The organism is Hydrogenophaga atypica (genome assembly GCF_042665215.1).
Lineage (GTDB): Bacteria > Pseudomonadota > Gammaproteobacteria > Burkholderiales > Burkholderiaceae_C > Hydrogenophaga > Hydrogenophaga defluvii_A.
Map to the genome: position 1 here is coordinate 147680 of NZ_JBHTCA010000005.1, position 22246 is coordinate 169925.

Here is a 22246-nt window from a genome sequence, read left to right on the forward strand (position 1 = left end):
TGTCCACCCGGTGGGGTGGGCTGTTGGGAGCGGACTGTAGCGAGCGCCAACGATTTTTAACAATGATGGTTTTTCATGGATACCATCGATGCCGTCGATGATGGAAGGAACCCCACGTGGAACTGCGGCACCTGCGCTACTTCATTGCCCTGGCGGGCTCGCTCAACTTCACCCGCGCGGCCGAGCGCCTGCACGTCACCCAATCCACGCTGTCGCACCAGATCAAGCAGCTGGAAGACGAGCTGGGCCGGCCGCTGTTCGACCGCGTGGGCAAGCGTGTGGCGCTCACCGAAGCCGGCGACGAATTCCTGCACCACGCCACGCGCGCGCTGCAGGAAATCGACCTCGGCCTGGGCGCGTTGCGGCGCGACGGCTCGGACATGGCGGGCGAGCTGCACATCGGTGCCACCCACACCTTCAACCTCGGCTTCATCCCCGACTGCATCGCCGCCTTCCAGCAAAAACACCCACGCGTGAAGGTGGTGGCGGAGGAACTGCCGGCCGACCAGATCGCGGCCCGCCTGCGGCAAGGCACGCTGGACCTGGGCGTGGCCTACCGCCCCAGCGCCCCGGAGGGCCTGCAGTTCGAGCCGCTCTACAACGAGGAGATGGTGCTCATCGTGGCGCAGGGCCACGCCCTGGCGCGGCGCAAACGCGTGCGCATGGTGGAGCTGAACCACCTGCCCATGGCCCTGCTGCCCGGCAGTTTTGCCACCCGCCAGATGCTGGACGAGTGTTTCCGCGCGTGTGGCGCCGAGCCCCAGGTGATGGCCGAAATCAATACGCTGGCGCCCATGATGGAGCTGGTGGCCAAGACCGGGCTGGCCTCCATCGTGGCCGCCAACGTGGTGCCCGCCCACGCCGGCCTGGTGGTGGTGCGCCTGGAAAGCCCCACGCCCGTGCGCACACCGGGCATGTTGTGGTCGCCCACTGCGCGCGAGGTGGCCTCCACCCGGGCGTTTTCGGCCATCGTGCGCAAGCTGGCGTTTCGCAGCAGCTTGCTGGAGGAGGCGCAGCAGAAGCGCGGCTGACCAACGCCACGCGATGGTTCCACTTTGCGCCCGTCGTGACCAACCACTGACCATTGGCACCAGCGGTGCACGCACCCAGGCTTACATTGCGTTGCCATGACCACGCCACCCAACCTGCCTGCCTTGCTGGCCGACGAGCGCCAGCGTTTCCTTGACCAGCACCCGCGCTCGCTCGCGCTGGCGCAGGCCGCACAGCAACACTTTCTGTTCGGTGTGCCCCTGCACTGGATGCGCGACTGGCCCACGCCCGCCACGCTCTTCGTGCGCGAGGCTCGGGGCGTCACGCTCACCTGTGCGGATGATCTGAACCACGCGGATTTTTGCCTGGGCGACACGGGCGCGATGTTCGGCCACAGCCCGGCGCCATTGGCCCAGGCCTTGGCCGAGCAGGCGGCACGCGGCCTGACCTGCATGCTGCCGGCCGAACACACGCCAGAGGTCGGCACCCTGTTGGCCGAGACCTTTGGCCTGCCCATGTGGCAAATGGCATTGACGGCCAGCGACGCCAACCGCTTTGTGCTGCGCTGGGCGCGTGCCATCACCCAACGCCCGCAGCTGCTGGTGTTCGACGGTTGCTACCACGGTGCGGTGGACGACACGCTGGTGGACCGCGACCCCATCAACGGCGCCACGTTGCGGCGGCCCTCGGTGCTGGGCCAGGTGCACAACCACCACGCCTTCACGCGGGTGGTGCCCTTCAACGACCTGGCCGCGCTGGAAGCCGCGCTGAGCGACGGCCAGGTGGCCTGCCTCCTGGCCGAGCCGGCCTTGACCAACTGCGGCCTGGTACCTCCTGCGCCCGGGTTCTGGGAAGCCGCACAGGCCTTGTGCCAGCGTTTTGGGACCCTGCTGGTGATGGACGAAACCCACACCCTGTCCACCGCACGCGGCGGCTACGCCAAGGCCCACGGCCTGGCACCGGATTTTTTTGTGGCCGGCAAAGCGGTGGCCGGTGGCCTGCCGTGTGCGCTCTACGGCTTCACTGCCGAGGTGACCGAACGCATGCGCGTGGCGAAAGACGCCGCGCCCGAAGGCCACAGCGGCATTGGCACCACGCTGGCCGGCAACGCGCTCACGCTGGCGGCGCTGCGGGCCGCGCTGACGCACTTGCACACCGAGGCGAGCTACGGCCACATGCTGGATCTGGCAGGGCGGCTGGAGCAGGGGCTGAACCACCACATCGCCACCCACGGCCTGCCCTGGACGGTGACCCGCCTGGGCGCGCGCATGGAACTGCAGTTCATGCCCCACACGCCGCGCGACGCTCGGGACGTGGTGGACCACGCCCAGCCCGAGCTGGAAAGTTTCACCCACCTGTTCATGCTCAACCGGGGCGTGTTGCTCACACCCTTCCACAGCATGATGCTGCTGTCCCCTTCAACCCAGGTGGCGGATGTGGATCGCTTGCTTGCGGCCTTCGACGCTTTGTGTGTGACGCTCAGCCCAGGCCAATAGGCGCGGGCGCACGCATCACGATGCGGGTGAACAACCGGTCGAATGCTGGATCATGGGCGGGGGCCTCATGGCCAACGTTCTTGTGCATGCTCACCAACGGATCGACATGGCGGGAGAACGCTGCGTCCAGCTCGCGGCGGTCTTCTTCAGTGAGATGGGCTTCGGCCTCGGGAAGAATGACGGTTTCTTCCAGCCGCATGTGCTCCAAGTAGAAGCCGATGTAGCGCTCGACGTCGTCCACAAAGGTTTTGCGCCGGCTTTCGCCCAGCAGCTCCCAGGCCAGCAGTTTGTGCTGCAGATCACGCACCACCGTTTCGCCCTGCATGTGGTCGCGCTCCAACTGCTCGATGGTGGCCATGGTGTGTGGCGCCACCCGCGCCACGCGCGGGAACAGCAGGTTGGATTCCTTGGGGTGGTGCTGTTTTTCGGGAAATTCGTCGATGTAGAACAGCATGGCGCGCACCACATCGAAGAACCGTTCAGGCGCGTCGCCCGGGCCTTGGCGCACCAGGGCCAGCAAGGACTGCAGCATGGCCGACAACGCCGTGTGTTCGTCGCGGATGATGCGGAGGGTTTCGAATTTCATGGCGCGGGTCTCCTCATTGTGGTGACACTGAGCATCGCCGCCACAGCCATTTTTGTCATTGACGCAGGTCAAGTTCAGGTGGGTGGGCGCCAGCGCTTGAGCAACAACGCATTGCCCAACACGCTGACCGAACTCAGCGCCATGGCCGCACCAGCCACCACCGGGCTGAGGTAGCCCAACGCCGCCAGCGGGATACCCGCCACGTTGTAGGCAAAGGCCCAGAACAGGTTTTGCCGGATCTTCATCACCGTGCGGTGCGACACGTCCAGGGCCGCCGCCACCAGACGCGGATCGCCACGCATGAGGGTGATGCCGGCCGCGTGCATGGCCACATCGGAGCCGCCCTGGCCACCTTCGCCCTGGCCGCCCATGGCCATGCCCACGTCGGCCGCCGCCAGCGCAGGCGCATCGTTCACACCATCGCCCACCATGGCCACTGTGTGGCCCTCGGCCTTCAACGCTTGCACCTGCCGCGCCTTGTCGCCCGGCAACACCTCGGACATGACCTCATCCTGCTCAGGCCTCAGGCCGAGGCGCCGAGCCATCGCTTCAGCCGCACCCCGGTTGTCGCCCGAGATCATCACCGCGCGTATGCCACGCGCGTGCAAAGCTTCGATGGACTCGCGCGCGCCGGACTTGGGTTCATCACCAAAGGCCAGCAAGGCGTACACCCGCTCACCCCACGCCAGTGCCGACACCGTGGCACCTTCGTTCTGCAGACGCTGGGCCGCCGGCGCCAGATCGCCCAGCGGCAGGCCCAGTTCGTCCATCCAGCGCAGGCTGCCCACACGCACAGCTTGGCCTTGGGTCATGCCCTCGGTGCCACGGCCGGGCACAGCACGCACGTCGGTGGCGACCAGGGCCACCAGCGCGGGCTGCTCACGCAAGGCACTCACCACGGCATGGGCCAAGGGGTGCTCGCTCTGGGCCTGCAAACCGGCCGCCAAGGCCAGGGCCTGGTCGGCATCCACCCCAGGGGCGGGCAAGAGCTGCAACAACTGCGGCTGGCCGCGTGTGAGGGTGCCGGTCTTGTCAAAGGCCACCACCTTGACGCGGTGGGCGATCTCCAGCGCCTGGGCGTCCTTGATGAGGATGCCGTGTTGGGCGGCCACGCCGGTGCCGGCCATGATGGCGGCGGGCGTGGCCAGGCCCAGCGCACACGGGCAGGCAATGACCAGCACGGCCACCGCGTGGATGAGGGCTTCTTCCGGCAGGGCGCCTTGCCACCACCAAGCCAGGAACGTGATCAACGCGATCACCAGCACCACAGGCACGAACACCGCCGCCACCTGGTCCACCAGCCTCTGCACGGGGGCCTTGGTGGCCTGGGCGTCCTGCACCAGCGCAATGATGTGGTTGAGCACGCTCTGCGCGCCCACGGCCCGCACGCGGATGACCACCGCGCCCTCACCGTTCAGGCTGCCACCGGTCACGCTGTCGCCGGGGCGTTTGTGCACTGGCATGGGTTCGCCGGTCAGCATGGATTCGTTGGCCTGGGTTTCACCCTCGGCCACCTCGGCATCGGCCGGAAAACGCTCGCCAGGGCGCACTTGCAACAGGTCGCCGGGCAGCAATTCGGCCACCGGGACGTCGGTGACTTCGGTGCGTTTGATGCCGTCGGGCAATAGGTGGGCCACGTCGGGCCGCAGGGCCTGCAGCGCGCGTATGGCTTCGGTGGTCTGGCGCTTGGCGCGGGCCTCCAGCCACTTGCCCAACAACACCAGGGTGATGACCACGGCGGAGCCTTCGAAGTACAGGTGCACCATCTCACCCGGTTCTGCGCGCCACCACAGCCAAGTGCTGAGCGCCCAGCCCGCCGTGGTGCCGATGGCCACCAGCAGTTCCATGTTGCCCGTGCGCGCCTTGAGCGCATGCCAGCCGGCTGTGTAGAAACGCGCACCCAGCACAAACTGCACCGGCGTGGCCAGCAGGAACTGCGCCCAGGCCGGCAACATCCAGTGTTGGCTGAACAGGTCGCCCACCATGGGCAGGGCCAGCGGGGCCGACAACAACACGCCCAGCAACACGGGCCAGGCGTCTGCTGGCACACCGAAGAAGCGTCGCACCTGATCTGCATTCGGTGATTCGATGGGCCGGGGTTCGTAGCCCGCATCGCGCACCGCACGCTGGATGCGTGCGGCCATGGTGAGCTGGTCTGAGGTTCCCGTGTCGGCCGCTGCCGACCAACGCACCCGCGCGGTTTCGGTGGCCAGGTTGACGGTGGCTTCGTCCACCCCGGGCAGCTTCTTCAGCGCCCGCTCGACGCGGGAGACACAAGAGGCACAGGTCATGCCGCCAATGCCCAGGTCCAGCTCGCACTGTTCCGGCTCGGGGGTGCCGTTGTTGGGGAGGGTGGTGGTGTTCATGGGCGCAGTGTGAAGCTTTCCACCGTGTCAGGGTCAAGCCCTTTTTGGGGTTGATTGATCCGTGTCAAACACCTGGGGCGCCGAGGTCTCCACAATCGTGCTTGACCTTGCCCCGGTGTCAAGCTTCACACTGAAGCCTCATTCCACACACCCAAGGACACCCCATGAAACAAACCTTCACCGTCACCGGCATGACTTGTGGCCACTGCGAGAAAAGCGTCAAGCAGGCCATCTTGGCATTGGACCCCCAGGCGCAGGTGGTCATCGACCGCAGCCACAACCTGGTGGAAGTGAGCAGCGACCAGCCACGCGACAAGATTGCCGCGTCCATTGCCGAAGAGGGCTACGCGGTCGCGCCATGACACGATCGGACGCCCCTGTGCCCACGGCTTGGCCGGTCAACATCGGCGAAGCTGCCCAGCTGTCTGGCATTTCAGCCAAGATGTTGCGGCACTACGAAGGCCTCGGGCTGCTGGGCACGGTGGCGCGCACCGACAGCGGCTACCGGCTCTACACCCGCAACGATGTGCACACCTTGCAGTTCATCAAGCGGGCGCGGGACTTGGGTTTCTCGATGGCGGACATCGCCGAACTGGTGGGCCTGTGGCTGGACCGGGAACGCTCCAGCGCCAAAGTCAAACAGGTGGCGCAGCGCCACGTGTTGGCCCTGCAAACACGCATTGCCCAACTGCAGGCCATGGAACGCAGCCTCGTGCACCTGACCACTTGCTGCCATGGGGACGACCGGCCGGACTGCCCCATCCTCGACGATCTGGCCGGGCTTCGCTGAACATCGACACTTCTTTACACAACAGGGCTCTCTTCACCAACAAGCCCTTACACGGGCGCTTCAGACTGCAGCCATCCCATCACCGCAAGGAGTCTGAAGATGAAATTCCCCACCAAATCTCTGTTGGCCGCCACCGCCGCGCTGGCCTTGTTGGCCGGCGCACCCGCCATGGCCCAAGGTCAGCACAAAGCCGACGGCCCGCGCCACGAACAGATGGCCAAACGCACGGCGGAGCGGCACACCCAGCTCAAGGCCGCGCTCAAGCTGACACCCGCCCAGGAAGCCGCCTGGGAGCGCTACGTCAGCGCCCACCAGCGGCCGCAGCGCGCCACACCACCCGACCGCGAAGCCTGGGCCAAACTGACCACCCCTCAGCGCCTGGACCAGATGCAGGCCAAAAAAGCCGAGCGTGACGCGCACATGAGCCAGGCCATGGACGCCACCCGTTCCTTGTACGCCGCATTGGATGCCGAACAACAAAAGGTGTTTGACAGCCAGGCACCCATGGCCGGGATGGGCATGGGTGGCAAACACCGCGGCGAACGTGGCATGCACGGCGAACACCGGCACGGTGGCATGCGCCACGGCGGCTGACGCCACCGACCCCCTCACCCCAGCACACAACCCAGTCGGGAAACCGACTGGGTTTTTTTGCGTTTGTCATGGCAGGTGTGTGGCCGTTCACCCACCGTTTGTCGGATGCACGCCACACACCACCGATCGCAGACTGTCCACAACGCTGTGGATAAAAGAATAACAAAGTGCATGTTATTCACAGGCCAGTGGAAAACCAGCGACTTGTCCCCAATCGCGCGCCCACGCAACAGGCCTGGCCACACAAGCTTGTCCCATTTGCAAGCCATTGATTTCAATATGAAAAGTGCGCTTGTCCACTGTTTTTGCTTGCCTCTACTACGACTACGAATTTGATATAGAAGTCCTAGATAAGAAGTCAAGACACACCCTTTTGCTTCGGCAGACCGCTGGAAGCGGGCCCAAGTGCACCGGCTGGTAAGATTTGCCGCTTGTTCCCCCCGATCGCCTGGTTCACCCCGCATGACCGTTGCCCTGGCTGCCAACGCGCCCACCTTGTTTGACATCAAAAGTGCCCAGCTGCCGCTGGTGGCCCTGCGCGTCAAAACGGACCGGCTGGACCAGGTGGCCGATGAATTGGCGGCCCAGTACGCCGACGTGCCCGACTTTTTCGACAACGACGCGCTGCTGATCGACTTTTCCCAACTCGACACCGGGCACAGCACCGACCCCACGCCCATGGCGTTTGAGGCGCTGTTGCAGGCGGCACGCTCGCTGCGGCTGCGGCCGGTGGCGGTGCGGGGTGGTGGAACGGTCCACGCGCAACTTGCCGAGCAGGCGGGTTTGGTGGTGACAGACGAGGTGTTGCCTGCCAAAACAACGGCTATCACACCGACACCTTCGCCCAGCGTGGCTGCGGCACCGGCACCCACGCCGGTTGAGCCACCTGCAGTGGCCCCGTCTGCCTTGGTGATCGACAAACCGCTGCGCTCAGGCCAGCAGGTGTACGCCCGTGGCCGCGATCTGGTGGTGTTGGCCATGGTCAACCCTGGCGCCGAGGTCATTGCCGACGGCCACATCCACGTCTATGCGCCCTTGCGGGGCAAAGCCATCGCCGGCGCGCGTGGCAACACCGAAGCACGCATTTTTGCCTTGGCCATGGAGCCCGAATTGGTGTCCATCGCCGGCATCTACCGCACCAGCGAAGTGCCCTGGCCCGACGAGGTGCTGGGCAAGCCCACCCAGGTGCGCCTGTTTTCAGGCCCCGACGGCGACAAGCTGGTGATGGATGCCATCAAACCCTGACATTTTTGAGAGTGATTCACACATGGCCAAGATAGTGGTGGTGACTTCCGGCAAGGGCGGGGTGGGCAAAACGACCACCAGCGCCAGTTTTTCGTCTGGCCTGGCCCTGGCCGGCCACAAGACCGCCGTGATCGATTTCGACGTTGGCTTGCGCAACCTCGATCTCATCATGGGTTGCGAACGGCGGGTGGTGTACGACCTGGTCAATGTGATCCAGGGTGAAGCCAATCTGCACCAGGCGCTGATCAAGGACAAGCAGTGCGACAACCTGTTTGTGCTGGCGGCCAGCCAGACGCGCGACAAGGACGCCTTGACCAAGGAAGGCGTGGAAAAAATCCTCAACGACCTGGTCGACATGGGCTTTGAGTACATCGTGTGTGATTCGCCCGCCGGCATCGAAACCGGTGCCTTGTTGGCCATGCACTTTGCCGACGAGGCCCTGGTGGTGACCAACCCCGAGGTGTCCTCGGTGCGCGACTCCGACCGCATCCTGGGCATGCTGGGCAGCAAGACCAAACGCGCCATCGAAGGCAAGGAGCCGATCAAGGAACACCTGCTGATCACGCGCTACAACCCCAACCGCGTGCTGGATGGGCAGATGCTGTCGCTGGAGGACATCCAGGACATCCTGCGCATCAAGTTGATCGGTGTGATTCCCGAAAGCGAAAGCGTGCTGCAGGCGTCCAACCAGGGCACACCCGCGGTCCACCTCAAGGGGTCGGACGTGTCTGAGGCCTACAAGGACGTGATCGCCCGTTTCCTGGGTGAGGACAAGCCGCTGCGTTTTGTTGAAGCGCAGAAGGTGGGCTTGCTCAAACGTCTGTTCGGCGGGAGGTGAGCGGCATGTCTTTCCTGTCTTTCCTGTTGGGCGAAAAGAAGAAGACCGCCAGTGTCGCCAAGGAACGCCTGCAGATCATCCTGGCCCACGAGCGCAGCGGCCGCAACGCGGCGGAGCCCGACTACCTGCCGCAACTGCAGCGTGACCTGGTGGCCGTGATCAGCAAATACATCAAGATCAACCCCGACGACATCAAGGTGCACCTGGAACGCCAGGACAACCTGGAGGTGTTGGAGGTCAAGATCGAGTTGCCCGAGCCACGCTGAGCGTTTGGTCGAAAAAAAAACCTGCCTGCCGCACGCCGCGTCAGGCAGGTTTTTTTGTTTGGGCGATTCAGCGACCCAGCTGAGCCAATGCGGCCTGCAGACCCGCCAAACCACCCACACGTTGGTCGTTGATGAAAATTTGTGGCATCTGGCGCACCGACGGGCCGCACTTGGCGTAGAAGGCCAGGCGTTCGGCGTCGTCGTCGATCTTGATTTCTTCAAAATCCAGCGACTTGGTCTTGAGCAGCATCTTGGCCGACTCGCACTGCGGGCAGGCCGATTTGGAATAGACGGTGATGTGGAGTGACATGGCCGTCAGTTTACGGCCTGTGCAGCTTCACACCGTGAGCGCTGGGCAATTCACGCGCGGCTGATCTGCGGAAATGGGATACATGCTGGTCGGAAAGTGGATATCCGACCCGTTCGGTGGCGGCCATGATCTGAACCGCTGCAATTGCGGCGCGTTTTTTCACATTTTTTGCCCCCATGTTCAAGAAGCTCTGGTTTCAGTTTCTCAAGGCATTGGCCATGCTCGCTGGTGTGGTGCTGGCTGTCGACATTTTGCTGATCACCGCCGAGGTGTTGTTTCGCAACCTGGGCTGGCGTGGGCTGGGCTGGGCGTCGGATGTGATCGAGTATTCGTTGTCCTTGTCCACCCTCCTGGTGGCGCCGTGGCTGGTGGCACAAAAAGGGCACGTCAAGCTGGATTTGCTGGTCGAACGCATGGCCTCTGGCCAACGCAATGTGTTGTACCGCTTCACCATGTGGTTGGCCGCTGGGGTGACCGCTGTGCTGGTGTACGCCTCGACCCTGCTGGCGCTGGACACGTACACATCGGGCGCGCTGGTGATGAAAAGCCTGGTGTTTCCGGAATGGTGGGTGATGGCGGCGGTGCCGCCGCTGTTCCTGCTCATAGCCATCGAGTGCCTGCGCAGCGCGCTGGCCGGCGCCGACTGACCGACCCACTGGAGCCTACGCATGATCTGGTGGCAACTCACTCTGCTGATTTTTGGCGCCTTGTCGTTGTTGCTGCTCAGCGGCATCCCGGTCGCCTTTGCCTTCATCACCATCAACATCGCTGGTGGTCTGGTGTACCTAGGTGGCATGGACGGGCTGCCGCAACTGGCGCGCTCGGGCATGAGCGCCATCACCAATTTTTCGCTCACGCCCATCCCGTTTTTTTTGCTGATGGGCGAACTGCTCTTGCACACCGGCGTGGCCATGAAAGCGATCGACGCATTTGACGGCCTCATCTCGCGTGTGCCCGGTCGACTGGCCGTGATTGCGGTGGTGGCCGGCACGGTGTTTTCGGCCATTTCAGGCTCAACGGTGGCCACCACCGCCTTGTTGGGCAGCGTGTTGTTGCCACAGATGTTGGCGCGGGGTTACCACCCCCACATGGGGGTGGGGCCCATCATGGCCATTGGGGGGGTGGACGCATTGATCCCACCTTCGGCCATCACGGTGTTGTTCGGCAGCCTGGCCAGCATCTCGGTCAGTGGCTTGTTGATGGGCGGTGTGGTGCCCGGCATCATGTTGTCGGTGCTGTTCGTGGGTTACATCATCTTCAAGGCATGGCGTCACCCGGAGATGGCGCCGTCGTTCGAAACCCAGCGCTTGCGCGGCTGGCAGCGTTGGCGTCCGGTGGTGGTCTATGTGTCGCCGTTGGTGGGCATCTTCCTGGTTGTCATTGTGGCCATGACCCGGGGCTGGGCCACCCCCACCGAGTCCGCCGCGATAGGCGCACTGGCCACCGTGGCGGTGTGTGCGCTGTACCGCTCGCTCACGCTCAAGAACCTGGCGCAGGCCCTGCTGGGCACGGCGGCGGTGTCGGGCATGATTTTGTTCATCATTTTTGGGGCCACCACGTTTTCGCAGATCCTGGTCTTCACCGGTGCCACCAACGGCATGGTCAATCTCATCCAGGGCCAAGGTTTCAGCGCCGGCACGGTCATCGTGGTGATGATGCTCATCCTCTTGGTGCTGGGCTGCTTCCTTGATCAGGTGGCCATCATGTTGATCACGCTGCCGTTTTTCATGCCCATCGTGCAGCAATACGGCATCGACCCGGTGTGGTTCGGCATCCTGTTCATGATCTGCATGCAGCTGGGTTTGCTCACACCGCCCTTTGGCACTTTGCTCTTCACCATGCGCAGCGTAGCGCCGGCCTCTGTCACCACACTGGACATCTACCGTGCCGTGTTGCCTTACGTGGGTTTTGGCCTGCTGGTGCTGGTGCTGGTGTTTTATTTTCCGGCCCTTGCCACCTGGTTGCCTGCGGCCATGTCCCGCTGAGTTTGCTCAACGCTTTTTCAACCCCCCTCCCCAAGGAGTGCTTTCCATGAACGCCCGTCTTTCCCGCCGCAGCCTGTGCACGGCCGTTGCCCTGACCCTGGGCCTGGCCGCCTCTGTTTCTGCCTCGGCCCAGGAGGTCACGCTCAAGGCCGTCAACGCCTTCCAGGAGGGCACCTACTTCGCCAAGAACTTCGAGCGTTTCATCAAGAAGGTGAACGACGAAGGCAAAGGTGTGGTGCAGATCAACTACATCGGTGGTCCCAAGGCCATTCCCACCTTTGACCAGGGCGCTGCCTTGCGCAATGGTGTGGTGGACCTGTCCAACACCTCGGCTTCCTTCACCGCCAGCCTGGTGCCCGAAGGCCTGGCGTTGAACTACACGCACATGACCATGGCCGAGCTGCGCAAGAACGGGGGTCTGGAACAGCTCAACAAGGCTTACCTCGACAAAGGTCTGTACTACTTCGCCCGCACCGGCGAAAACATCCCGTACCACATCTACAGCAACAAGAAGATCGACAAGGCCGACCTCAATGGCCTGAAGCTGCGCATCGCACCCATCTACCGCGATTTCTTCCAGAAGCTGGGCGCCACCGTCACCACCATCCCGCCGGGTGACGTGTACACCGCGCTGGAGCGTGGCGTGGTGGACGGTTATGGCTGGCCGCTGCTGGGCATTTTCGACATGGGCTGGCAGGAAAAAACCAAGTACCGCCTGGACCCCGGCTTCTACACCATCGAATTGGGTGTGGTCTTCAGCGCCAACGCCTGGAAGAAGCTCACGCCGGCCCAGCGCGCCTTTATGGAAAAACAGGGCGCTTGGCTGGAAAGCCTCAACGCCGAGGACGCCGCCCGCGACGTGCCCGCTGAGCTGAAGAAGCAGGAGGCCGCTGGCATCCAGGCCGTCAAGCTCGATCCGGCGCAGGCCGCCGTGTTCCTCAAGACCGCCTCGGACGCGGCCTGGGATGGCATCGTGCGCACCAGTCCCACGTATGGGCAGACCCTGCGCAACCTGATGGCGCCGAAATAAGGCACTGGACCGATGAGCTCGCCCTTGTCCGCCGCGTCCATCCGTGACCTGGTCCGTGCGGACCAGGTGCACAAGGACCTGTACCTGAGCCCCGAGCTGTTCGTGCTGGAACAGCGCGAGTTTTTTGGCAACACGTGGCAGTACGCAGGCCATGTGAGCCAGATACCCAACGCGCTGGACTACATCACGGTGGACATTGCCGGCCAGTCGCTGTTGATCCTGCGTGACAACGAGGGCGCGGTGCGGGCCTTGCACAACCGCTGCGCCCACAAGGGCGTGCGGCTGTACACGGCCGAATCGGGTCAGCTGGGCGCGCGTTTTCTGCGTTGCCCCTACCACGCGTGGAGCTACCGGTTGGATGGCGCGCTCGCGTCGTACCCGCTGCGCGCCGGGTACGAAGGCACGGGCATGTGCGAGTCCGCCAACGGCCAGGGGCTGGCACCGGTCAGTGGCCTGAAGGTGTACCGGGGTTTCATCTTCGTCCGTGTCAACCTCGAAGGCCCGAGTTTCGAGGACTACTTCGGCGAGGCCGTGGCCGCGCTGGACCAGATGGTGGACCGTTCGCCCAGTGGTGAGCTGGTGATCGAAGGCGGTGTCCTGCGCAACACCATCCACTGCAACTGGAAGTTCTATCTGGAGAACATCAACGATACGGTGCATCCGGTCAGCACCCACGAGTCGGCGGTGCGTGCGGCGCAGTCGCAGTGGACCGAGACCGACCCCAATGCACCCAAGCCGCTTGCCATCGAGCAGATCTTGCCCTTTGGTCAGCCCTACGCCTTTTTTGAAGGCATGGGCGGGCGCGTGTTGCCCCACGGGCACAGCATCTCGGGCACGCGGGCCAGCGTGCATTCGGGCTATGGCGAACTGGGCGACTACGTGAAGGCATTGGCCGCCGCACATGGGGAAGAGCGCGCCAAGGCCATTCTGGAACACTCGCCACAGAACGTGGTGCTTTACCCCAGCCTGGCGGTCAAGGGCTCGCCCCAGACCATCCGAGTGATCCGCCCGGTGGCGGTGGACCGCACGGTGATCGAGGCCTGGAACTTCCGCACCGTGGGCGGGCCCGACCTGCTGTTTGACCGCGCGCTCAACTACAGCCGCCTGGTGTTTTCGCCCATGTCCATCGTGGCGCACGACGACGTCCATCTCTTTGAGCAGCAGCAGCAGGGCTTGCGCTCAGGCCCCAACGATTGGGTCAGCCTGCACCGCGACTTCAACGCGGCCGAGCTGGACACGCTGCCCATGGACACCAACGGCAGCAGCGAGCTGCTGATCCGCAACCAGTACCGGGCCTGGGCAGCGCACATGACCCGCCGTATCGCTTGAGGTTCGCCATGTTGCCCACCCTGCAAGACTTCATTTACGACGAGGCCCGTCTGATCGACTCGGCCGATTACGAGGCCTGGTTGGCGCTGTTTGCCGAGGACGGCCGCTACTGGGTGCCGCTCAAGGGCCAGGCGCAAACCGAAGACGAGCGCCACAACGCCATCGCCGACGAAAGCCCTCTGCTCTTGCGCCTGCGTGTGGCCCGGCTGCGCGGCGACCGCGCCCATTCACAACAGCAACGCAGCCAGTGCCAGCACGTGTTGCAAACGCCGCGCCTGTTGTCTTCCGATGCCGGCGTGCACACACTGCACACGCCTTTCACCTACGCGGAAAGTCGGGGCGAAGAGATGGTGGTGTTGCACGGCCACTGTGTGCACCGTTTGCGTGAGACGCCTGATGGCTTGTGCATCGCGCTCAAGCGCGTGAACCTGGTCAACGCACACAGCCGGCTGCCCATGATCCAGCTGTTCCCCTGAGGAAACTCAGCCGCCTTTGAGCGTTTGTGTGGGCGTGTTGCCGAAGCGCTTTTTGTAGTAGCCGGCAAAACGGCCCATGTGGGTGAAGCCGTTTTCCATTGCAATGTCGGTGACCTGCACGCCACGTTGTGTCAGGTGGGCCTTGCGCAGGCTGTCGTGCACGCGGTCCAGCTGCACGCCACGCACATAGGCCAATGGCGACTGGTCGTAGCGGCGGCGGAAAGCCGCCTCCAGGGTGCGCGGGCTCACGCACGCGGCGTTGGCGATGTCGGCCACGGTGAGGCGGTCGCTGGCATGGGCCTGGATGTAGTCGATGGCCCGCGAAAGTGCCCGGTGGCTGTTGGCGGACAAGGGCAACGTGGCCACCGGCAGGCGCTCGGGCTCGTTGAACAACATGCGCAGGCCGGCCACCAGAAAACCTTCCATGGCCTGCTGCATGCCCGGCTGTGCCAGCCACTGGTCGCCAAAGTGGTGCAGGCTGTGGGTCATGTCCAGCACCGATTGCCACCACGCCGCCACAGAAGGTGTGGCCCGCGGCAAGGCCAGGGTGAGGCCACCGTCTTCGGTGTGTGGGGCTTGGCCCACCACGTCTTCCAGCACCCGGCGCGGCACTTCCAGCAGCACCATCTCGCAGTCGGGGCTCCAGTTCATGCGGGTGAGTTGGCGGGGGTGCAACACGCCCATGGTGCCGGCATCGAGGGTGGCGCTGCGGCCGGTGCATTCGGTGATGGCCTGGCCTTGCAAGGGCAAGAGCAGCATGTAGAAGTCGCCGCGTTCACCCGGATCGATCTCGACTTCGGCCCCGTAGGTGAGCACATTGATGCCGAGCTGGCTCAGCCGCACCCGGTTGTGCCGCAACTGCAAATCGCAGGTTTGTCCGCGCATGGCCAGGCGGTGGGGCGAGAACACGTTGCCCATCAGCGCGCTGGCCTCGTCGGCCGAGCGCGAGCGGAACAGGGGAAAACGGTCAAGAAGGTGGGACTCGCTGCTCGTGTGCATAAGGCCTTGGTCGGTGTACCGGTCGGACTGTCGCTGCGCCATGGGCGCAGGACACCGATCCATTCATGCTAACTGTTTTAGAACTAAACAATGATGGGGAAATCCCAGGGCTGGGCACCGGATTGATCGCGCAAATCGGATGCTGTGAAGCGGAAAGTGGATTGTGGGCGGGCCATGCCTGGCGGACACTGTCCCATGCCCTTTTGCACAGCGCGTGTGTTGTCGTCAGCAAGTTCCATTCCAGCGCTGGGCCGGGGCCAACCACATGGAACTGAGTTCTCACACCGAAACGTCGTTCGAAACATCGCCTGACAGCGGCGCCCTCAGCGGCACCGACGAACGGCAGGCGGTGCGCCTGTGGCTGCGCCTGCTGGGTTGCACCCACCGTCTGGAACAGGCCCTGGGGCAGCGATTGCGGCGCGGCTTTGGCACCAGCCTGGCGCGTTTCGACTACCTGGCCCAGCTGCAGCATTACCCCGACGGACTGCGCATGAAAACCCTGTCGCGCCGTTTGATGGTGACCGGGGGCAACATCACCGGCCTGACCGATCAGTTGCTGGCCGACGGTTTTGTCACGCGTGAGGTGGACGTCAAGGACCGCCGCTCACACATCGTGCGCATCACCCCCTTGGGCTTGGCCACGTTTGAGTGCATGGCCGTGGCGCACCGGCAGTGGGTGGGCAGCCTGCTGGCCGGCGTGCCAGAGGGTGACCGCCGTTTGCTGCACCACCTGCTGGGTGGTTTGGCCCAGTCGCTTGACAACCTGCCTGCGGAGTGAGCCCCGCTGGGCGGCCGGGCTATCATTGCCCATGCTGTCTTTCTCGCTTTGTTGGCCGGTTGCCGGTCGCAGGCGCTGCCCCCATGGTTGACACCCTGCCCGACGAGCTCGATCCCCTGCCTTTTGTGGACGACTACCTGCCGGCCTTGCTGGCCCAGGCCAGCAAACTCATTTCCAGTGAGTTCCACGAGGTGGTGCAGTCGGCCGGGTTTTCCGTCACCGAGTGGCGCATCCTGGCGACCTTGGCCAGCAAGCCCGGCTTGAGCATTGGCGGGTTGGCCGACATCACGGTGAGCAAACAACCCACGGTCACACGCCTGCTGGACCGCATGGAAGCCAAGGGGCTGGTGCAGCGCTATCCCCACGACACCGACCGGCGGGTCACCATGGTCCGCATCACGCCCCAAGGCCGCACCATCGTGGCCGATTTGATGGAACAGGCCAAGGAACACGAACACCGCGTGTTGCAGCCCTTTGGCCTCAAACGCGCCGAGAGCCTGAAGGTGACCCTGCGGCGCATCATCGAGCTGCACCGCGGCAGCGCCTGAGCGCCTGCTGGCGCTTTACAGGGCCAGGCTGCCCACGCTGGTGCCGCCACACACGTACAGCACCTGCCCGGTGACGAAGCTGTTGGCCGGGTCGGCGAAGAACGTGACGGCACGTGCCACGTCGGCCGATTCGCCCAGGCGGCGCACCGGCACCGATGCGGCCAAGGCCTTTTCCTTGTCGCTGCCCTGCTGCACCACGTCGTAGAACATGTCGGTGCGGATGGGGCCGGGCGCCACCACGTTGACGGTGATGCCTTCGGGCGCCAGCTCCAGCGCCCAGGTGCGCGCCATGCCCAGCATGCCGGCCTTGGTGGCCGAGTAGCTGGTGCGCGTTTGCAGGCCCAGCGCGGCGCGCGAGGACAGCAGGACCACACGGCCGAAATGCCTTGCGCGCATGGCCGGCAGCGCGGCTTGCACCATCTGGATGGCGCAGCCCAGGTGCAGGTCCACCAGGGCATCGAGGTCGCTCAGTTTCACCTCGGACAATAGCGCGGCGCGGATCACGCCAGCGTTGTGCACCACCGTGGTCACCTCGTGCTGTTTCACCATCGCGGCAACGGCTTCGGCGGTGGCCGCGCGGTCGGTCAGATCGACCTCGATGTTGTGCAGCTTGGGGTGCTGGATGTCGGCGCTGCGGCGCGACAGCGAGATCACCTCGTAGCCCTGTTCAAGCAACTGTTCGCAGATCACCTTGCCGATGCCGGCGCTGCCACCAGTGACAGCCGCGATTTTGTTGGGTTGGGACGCCATCATTTGTTTTCCTCCACCAGTGCCATCACCCGCAGCGGGCTGCCGCTGCCGTTTTCAATCTTCAACGGCGCCGCCACCACCAGCGCGCCGGTGGGCGGCAACTGGTCGAGGTTGGTCAGGCACTGCAGGCCGTACTTGCCGGCGCCGTGCATCAGCGAGTGGCAGGGGTAGGGCGGGCGCAGGTGGTAGCCCTGGCCGGCGTCGGTGCCGATGGCTTCCGAGCCAAAGCCCAACACGTCGCGTTCCTCCACCAGGAAGCGCACGGCCTCGGTGCTGGGGCCGGGCGTGTGCTGGCCGGTTTCGTCGAAGTTCTGGTAGGCCTCGCCGTCACGTGCTTTGGACCAGCGGGCCGACCAGTCGGTGCGCATCAGCACCCAGCTGCCCGCCGGGATGCGGCCGTGCGCGGCCTCGAAGGCTTCGATGTCGGCCACGGTCATCAGGTAGTCGGGGTCGGCGGCGCTTTGGGCGCTGCAGTCGATCACGCAGGCCGGCGCCATGAAGTGTTGCGCGGGGATGGTGTCCACCGAGTTGTTGGGCAGGTCGCGGCCCGAGATCCAGTGGATGGGCGCATCGAAGTGTGTGCCCGTGTGTTCGCCACACGAGAAGTTGTTCCAGTACCAGCCGGGGCCACGCTCGTCGTAGGCGGAGACCTGCTCGATGCGGAAAGGCTGGCACTGGCCCATTTCGGGCGGCAGTGCGATGGCGGGGAAATCGGGGCTGAGGGTCTGCGTCAGGTCCACGATGCGGATGCGGCCACTCATGAGGGCCAGGGCCAGGCTGCCAAGCAGGCCGGTGGTGTTGGTTGCGTTCATGTCACATGCCTCCTGCGGCCAGTTCGCGTTCGAGGACCTTGGGGTTGTCGCGCCAGCGCTGCAGCCACTCCTGCGCCACGTCGCCGGGGTAGACGTCTTCCACCCCATCGCGCAACGCCTTGACGATGGCGTTGGCCAGGGCCGAAGGCGCCACCTTGGGCGGCGGCAGGTTCTGGTTCCATTCCTCGTCGATGGGGCCCGGGAAGACGTTGATCACACGGATGCCGGCCGGGCGCATGTCGGCGCGCAGGTTCTGCGACAGCGACAGTGCCGCCGCCTTGGACGCCGAAAAGGTGCCCTGCGCGGGGAAGTTGCTCAAGGCGAAGATGGACAGCAGGTTGACCCAGGCGGTGGCGTGGGTCACGCCGTCGGCCGATCGGCCCTTGAGTGCCGGTCCGAAGGCCTGGGCCAGGCGCAGCAAACCGAAGTAGTTGACCTCCATCTCGGCTTTGGCCACGTCGGTGCCACGCCGGGCCGAGATGCCAAAGGCACGGTGGTACTCGGCGGTGTTGACGACGATGTCCACCTTGCCGCCGATCTCGCCGGCCAGCTCGCGCACCGAACGTTCGTCGGTCAGGTCCAGCGGCACCAGCGTGACCTGCGGCAGGGCCGCGATCTCGGGCAGGCCGGGCAGCTTTTTCCAGGGCTCGGCATGGCCCACCCACACGATGTCGGCACCGGCTTTCACCAAGGCCTTGACCACCGCCTGGCCCACGGCGCTTTTGCCGTCGGTGACCAGCACCTTGCGGTGTTTGGGGTCGCTGCCCATTTCGCGCAGCATCTTGTCTTGCTCCATGCTTTCGCTCGCTTTCTCGGGGAAGCCGATCAACACGGCCTGGCCGGCGCGGTCCAGGCGCACGCCCACCCGCACGCGGCAGGGTGCTGGCCCGACCTCGCCGTGCAGGTGCACCATCACACTGGGGCCGGCGTCCAACTGCACCATGCCCAGTGGCCAGGGCAGGCGCTCGCGGAAGTACAGGTCGTTGCTGTGGTCCAGGGTGGTGGTGGCCAGCAGCTGGCCGGCACCACTTTGTGGTTGCCAGCGCAGGTCGTCCGACACACAGCGGTGGCAGGCTTCGCGCGGCGGGTACTGCACCGCGCCGCAGCACCCGCACACCTGCAGGTCGAACCGGCCCTCGGCGGCGCCCGCCGCCAGGCCCAGGGCCACGCGGCCGCGCGCACTGGGCGGCAGGTTCATCTGCTGGGTGCGCAGGACGGGGTTTTTGCGCGGGGGTTTCATCATTGGGATGCTCATGCGGATTTCCCCAGGATGACCGCGCCCGTGCACAGGCAACGGTCGTAGGTGACCATGCCGAAGCCACCGACGAGACCAAGCTGGGCATCTGCCACCGCGCGTTCGCCGGCCTGGCCGGTGAGCTGCCGCAGGGTTTCGGTGAGGCCCAGGAAACCGCCCGCCGCGCCGGCCTGCCCGGCAGAGAGCTGGCCGCCACTGGTGTTGTTGGGGAAGTCGCCGTCGTGGGTCATGCGGCGCTCGCGCACAAAGGCCGGGCCTTCGCCTTTGTCGCAAAAACCCAGGTCTTCAAACTGCATCATCACGATGACGGGGTAGTCGTCGTAGGTCTGGATCAGGTCGATGTCGGCGGGCTGGGCATCGGCCATGGCATAGAGCTCGTCGCGGTCCACGCGCCAGCCGCCGCGCACCATCACCGGGTCGTCGGCGTAGGCGTTGTGGCGCTCGATGGCGCCGCGCAGCAGAGCGTGGGGCAGGCCCAGTTCGCGCGCCTTGGCCTCGCTCATCACCAGGAAGGCTTCGGCGCCCGCGCAGGGCATGACGCAGTCGAACAGGTGGATGGGGTTGGAAATGGCCTTGGCCTGGAGGTATTCGTCCAGCGTCAGCGGCTTCTTGAACAGGGCGTTGGGGTTTTTGAGCGCGTTGCTGCGTTGGTCCACCGCGATGCGGCCGAAGTCGGCGCGGGTGGCGCCGTACTGGCGCATGTAGTGGTCGGTGATGAAGGCGAACATCGAGTTCGGCCCACCCGCACCGTAGGGGTAGGTGGCGTCGCGTGCGAAGTCGCTGAAGGCGCCCAGCGTCTGGCGGAAGGAGTCGACATGGTTGGTGTCGCCGGCCAGGCAGGCCACGATGTTGGCGTCGCCACACTGCACGGCGCGCGCAGCGCGGCGCAGCGCCATCACGCCCGAGGCGCCACCGGTGGGTATGTGGTCCAGCCAGCGCGGCGACAGGCCCAGGTGCTGGGTCACGCCCACGGCGGTGTCGGGCACGAGCGAAAAGCTGCTGACGGTCAGGCCATCGATCTGCGCTTTCTCCAGCCCCGATTGCTGCAGCAGCGCGTGCAGCGCCTGGCCCAGGAACCAGTGTGCGCCGCGCGTGGAATAACGTTCGTAAGGCACGGTGACCGGGACGGCCAACGCCACCCCTTCGTAGCCTTTGCGTGTGTGGAAATGGGACATGGGGTGGGTTCAGCGTTTGAGCTGGTAACCGGCCGCCTCGCGGTCCCAGGTCTGGGGGGTCACGCCGCGCTCGCGCAGCTTGAACTTCTGGATCTTGCCGTTTTCGGTGGCGGGCAATTGCGGCAGGAATTCCACGTAGCGTGGCACGGCGAAATAGGACAGGCGCGGTTCGCAGAACTGCATGAGTTCGATCTCGCCCAGCGTGGCGCCTTCGCGCAGCACGATGGCGGTCATGACTTCGTCCTCCGCCATCTCGCTCTTGACCGGGAACACCGCGGCCACCTCCACCGCCGGGTGGCTGAGCAGCACCTGTTCGACCTCGTAGGACGAGATGTTTTCGCCACGCCGCCGGATCGCGTCTTTGAGCCGGTCCATGAAAGTGAAGTAGCCGTCGGCGTCGCGCACCACGCGGTCGCCGGTGTGGAACCACAGGTTGCGCCAGGCCTCCACCGTTTTTTCGGGCATGCCGAAGTAGCCGGTGGCAAAGGCGTAGGGCTCGCTGGCGCGCAGCATCAGCTCGCCGGGGGTGCCGGCAGGCACTTCGTTGTCGTCGTCGTCCACCACGCGCGCATCGAAGCCGGGGCGCACCTTGCCCATGGTGCCGGGGCGTTGTTCGCTGATGTCGGCGCCGATGACGAAGTTGGTTTCGGTGGAGCCGTAGCCATCGAGCAAGGCCAGGCCAAAACGCGCGGTGAAATCGGCGTGGAACTGTGGCGGCACGCCGGGCGCCAACGCGATGCGCACGCGGTGGGCCTTGTCGTCGGGCGTCGCATCCTTGGACAGCAGGATGGGCACCATGGCGCCCAACACGTAGGTGACGGTGGCCTGGTGGCGCACCAGCGAGGCCCAGAAGGCCGAAGCCGAGAACCGTTTTTCCACCACCAGCGTGGCGCCCCGCATCAGGGCCTGGAAAAACGCGTTCATGGCGTTGGTGTGGAACAGGGGCAGGGTGGTCAGCAACACGTCGCCTTCGACCAGGCCCAGCAGGGTGGCGGTGTGGGCGCCCCACCAGAAGAACTGCCCGTGGGGGCAACACACGCCCTTGGACAGGCCGGTGGTGCCCGAGGTGTAGAGGATGGCCAGGGTGTCGCCGGGGCGCACCGGCGCGGGGTCGGCGCGCTCCGTGCCGGGCGTGCTGGGGTAGGGCTGGCAGCGTGGGTCGGTGCCGATGGGCTGGTCCAGCACCCAGATGGTTTCCAGGGGCAGCGGCCCACCTTCTTGCTGGTCCAGCGCCTGCACCACCTGCAGGCCGTCGCCCTCGGTGACCAGCAGGCGCGCGCCGGAGTTGGTGAGGATGTGGCGCAGCTGCGCGCCGCGCGAGGCGGTGTTGATGGGCACGGCCACCGCGCCGATCCAGGCGCAGCCCAGCAGCACCTGCATGAACTCCGCGCGGTTGGAACACAGCAGGGCCACGCGGTCGCCGGTGCGCAGGCCGGCGCGCTGCAGCACGGCGCCGTAGGCCTGGGCCTGGTCCAGGGCCTGGGCAAAACTCCAGCGCACCTCACCGGCCACAAACAGGGGGCGGTCAGCGTGGCGCTGGGCCTGGCGGCGCAGCAGCTCGGGCACGGTGCGCCGCTCGGGCGCGAAATCTTGGGCAAAGGTGGTCAGCAGGTCCATGGCGGTCAGGT

24 protein-coding genes are annotated in these 22246 nt (G+C 65.2%); 15 read left to right on the forward strand and 9 right to left on the reverse strand.

The annotated features are described in order from the left end of the window. Positions 1–116: 116 nt before the first annotated feature. Both ACFQPB_RS09600 and ACFQPB_RS09605 read left to right on the forward strand, forming a co-directional pair. On the forward strand, positions 117–1031 hold the full coding sequence (locus ACFQPB_RS09600) for a LysR substrate-binding domain-containing protein (protein ID WP_382222356.1): 915 nt from the start codon (positions 117–119) through the stop codon (positions 1029–1031). A 96-nt stretch (positions 1032–1127) separates the two neighbouring features. Then, positions 1128–2486 carry a transaminase gene (locus ACFQPB_RS09605; protein ID WP_382222359.1) on the forward strand — a complete coding sequence of 453 codons (1359 nt, stop codon included), beginning with the start codon at positions 1128–1130 and terminating at the stop codon, positions 2484–2486. Here the strand turns inward: ACFQPB_RS09605 and ACFQPB_RS09610 are convergent. Continuing rightward, a complete protein-coding gene (locus ACFQPB_RS09610; RefSeq protein ID WP_382222362.1) occupies positions 2470–3072 on the reverse strand; it encodes a hemerythrin domain-containing protein in 603 nt (200 codons plus the stop codon). The two genes, ACFQPB_RS09605 and ACFQPB_RS09610, sit on opposite strands and share 17 nt — an antisense overlap. Positions 3073–3146: 74 nt before the next feature. Beyond that, positions 3147–5438 (reverse strand): heavy metal translocating P-type ATPase, encoded by a 2292-nt coding sequence (locus ACFQPB_RS09615; protein ID WP_382222364.1) that lies wholly within the window; start codon positions 5436–5438, stop codon positions 3147–3149. A 164-nt stretch (positions 5439–5602) separates the two neighbouring features. Here ACFQPB_RS09615 and ACFQPB_RS09620 point away from each other — a divergent pair, with 164 nt between their 5' ends. From ACFQPB_RS09620 to minE, 6 genes are all read left to right on the forward strand, one after another. After that, positions 5603–5800, forward strand: a complete 198-nt coding sequence (locus ACFQPB_RS09620; RefSeq protein WP_382197558.1) for a heavy-metal-associated domain-containing protein — start codon at positions 5603–5605, stop codon at positions 5798–5800. Continuing rightward, complete coding sequence (gene cueR / locus ACFQPB_RS09625; RefSeq protein ID WP_382222367.1) at positions 5797–6228, forward strand: Cu(I)-responsive transcriptional regulator; 432 nt, start codon at positions 5797–5799, stop codon at positions 6226–6228. Before ACFQPB_RS09620 ends, cueR begins: the two co-directional genes overlap by 4 nt. A gap of 99 nt (positions 6229–6327) precedes the next feature. Next, positions 6328–6822: a Spy/CpxP family protein refolding chaperone gene (locus ACFQPB_RS09630; RefSeq protein ID WP_382222369.1), complete on the forward strand. Its 495-nt coding sequence runs from the start codon at positions 6328–6330 to the stop codon at positions 6820–6822. Between the two features lie 462 nt (positions 6823–7284). Next, positions 7285–8067 carry a septum site-determining protein MinC gene (gene minC / locus ACFQPB_RS09635; protein ID WP_382222372.1) on the forward strand — a complete coding sequence of 261 codons (783 nt, stop codon included), beginning with the start codon at positions 7285–7287 and terminating at the stop codon, positions 8065–8067. Positions 8068–8089: 22 nt separating this feature from the next. Further along, positions 8090–8905, forward strand: a complete 816-nt coding sequence (gene minD, locus ACFQPB_RS09640; protein WP_382197569.1) for a septum site-determining protein MinD — start codon at positions 8090–8092, stop codon at positions 8903–8905. Between the two features lie 5 nt (positions 8906–8910). Continuing rightward, positions 8911–9171, forward strand: a complete 261-nt coding sequence (minE, locus tag ACFQPB_RS09645; RefSeq protein ID WP_382222375.1) for a cell division topological specificity factor MinE — start codon at positions 8911–8913, stop codon at positions 9169–9171. 67 nt (positions 9172–9238) lie between these two features. On the opposite strand, the gene ACFQPB_RS09650 is transcribed toward minE, so the two are convergent. Further along, on the reverse strand, positions 9239–9481 hold the full coding sequence (locus ACFQPB_RS09650; RefSeq protein ID WP_382222378.1) for a glutaredoxin family protein: 243 nt from the start codon (positions 9479–9481) through the stop codon (positions 9239–9241). A gap of 176 nt (positions 9482–9657) precedes the next feature. Between ACFQPB_RS09650 and ACFQPB_RS09655 the strand changes: the two genes are divergently transcribed. Genes ACFQPB_RS09655 through ACFQPB_RS09675 form a run of 5 tightly spaced genes read left to right on the forward strand, consistent with a single transcriptional unit; the run spans position 9658 to position 14301 of the window. Next, positions 9658–10128: a TRAP transporter small permease gene (locus ACFQPB_RS09655; RefSeq protein WP_382222381.1), complete on the forward strand. Its 471-nt coding sequence runs from the start codon at positions 9658–9660 to the stop codon at positions 10126–10128. 21 nt (positions 10129–10149) lie between these two features. After that, a complete protein-coding gene (locus ACFQPB_RS09660; RefSeq protein ID WP_382222384.1) occupies positions 10150–11466 on the forward strand; it encodes a TRAP transporter large permease in 1317 nt (438 codons plus the stop codon). Between the two features lie 46 nt (positions 11467–11512). Beyond that, positions 11513–12496, forward strand: coding sequence for a TRAP transporter substrate-binding protein DctP (gene dctP / locus ACFQPB_RS09665; protein ID WP_382222387.1), 984 nt, complete (start codon positions 11513–11515; stop codon positions 12494–12496). Between the two features lie 12 nt (positions 12497–12508). Continuing rightward, positions 12509–13825 carry an aromatic ring-hydroxylating oxygenase subunit alpha gene (locus ACFQPB_RS09670; protein ID WP_382222390.1) on the forward strand — a complete coding sequence of 439 codons (1317 nt, stop codon included), beginning with the start codon at positions 12509–12511 and terminating at the stop codon, positions 13823–13825. A gap of 8 nt (positions 13826–13833) precedes the next feature. Beyond that, on the forward strand, positions 13834–14301 hold the full coding sequence (locus tag ACFQPB_RS09675) for an aromatic-ring-hydroxylating dioxygenase subunit beta (protein ID WP_382222393.1): 468 nt from the start codon (positions 13834–13836) through the stop codon (positions 14299–14301). A 6-nt stretch (positions 14302–14307) separates the two neighbouring features. On the opposite strand, the gene ACFQPB_RS09680 is transcribed toward ACFQPB_RS09675, so the two are convergent. Continuing rightward, positions 14308–15300 carry an AraC family transcriptional regulator gene (locus tag ACFQPB_RS09680; RefSeq protein ID WP_382197592.1) on the reverse strand — a complete coding sequence of 331 codons (993 nt, stop codon included), beginning with the start codon at positions 15298–15300 and terminating at the stop codon, positions 14308–14310. A gap of 265 nt (positions 15301–15565) precedes the next feature. Between ACFQPB_RS09680 and ACFQPB_RS09685 the strand changes: the two genes are divergently transcribed. Beyond that, positions 15566–16078: a MarR family winged helix-turn-helix transcriptional regulator gene (locus tag ACFQPB_RS09685; protein ID WP_382222396.1), complete on the forward strand. Its 513-nt coding sequence runs from the start codon at positions 15566–15568 to the stop codon at positions 16076–16078. Between the two features lie 83 nt (positions 16079–16161). After that, positions 16162–16626, forward strand: a complete 465-nt coding sequence (locus ACFQPB_RS09690) for a MarR family winged helix-turn-helix transcriptional regulator (RefSeq protein ID WP_382222399.1) — start codon at positions 16162–16164, stop codon at positions 16624–16626. 15 nt (positions 16627–16641) lie between these two features. On the opposite strand, the gene ACFQPB_RS09695 is transcribed toward ACFQPB_RS09690, so the two are convergent. Genes ACFQPB_RS09695 through ACFQPB_RS09715 form a run of 5 tightly spaced genes read right to left on the reverse strand, consistent with a single transcriptional unit; the run spans position 16642 to position 22235 of the window. After that, positions 16642–17376: an SDR family oxidoreductase gene (locus tag ACFQPB_RS09695; protein WP_382222401.1), complete on the reverse strand. Its 735-nt coding sequence runs from the start codon at positions 17374–17376 to the stop codon at positions 16642–16644. Next, on the reverse strand, positions 17376–18188 hold the full coding sequence (locus ACFQPB_RS09700) for a cyclase family protein (protein ID WP_382222404.1): 813 nt from the start codon (positions 18186–18188) through the stop codon (positions 17376–17378). The genes ACFQPB_RS09695 and ACFQPB_RS09700 overlap by 1 nt, the downstream gene beginning before the upstream one ends. Before the next feature lies 1 nt (position 18189). Further along, positions 18190–19443, reverse strand: a complete 1254-nt coding sequence (locus tag ACFQPB_RS09705) for an SDR family NAD(P)-dependent oxidoreductase (RefSeq protein ID WP_382222406.1) — start codon at positions 19441–19443, stop codon at positions 18190–18192. Then, entirely contained in the window at positions 19440–20618 is a 1179-nt protein-coding gene (locus ACFQPB_RS09710; RefSeq protein ID WP_382222409.1) for a thiolase family protein, read from the reverse strand. The genes ACFQPB_RS09705 and ACFQPB_RS09710 overlap by 4 nt, the downstream gene beginning before the upstream one ends. A 9-nt stretch (positions 20619–20627) precedes the next feature. Continuing rightward, complete coding sequence (locus tag ACFQPB_RS09715) at positions 20628–22235, reverse strand: ATP-dependent acyl-CoA ligase (protein ID WP_382222779.1); 1608 nt, start codon at positions 22233–22235, stop codon at positions 20628–20630. Positions 22236–22246: the final 11 nt, after the last annotated feature.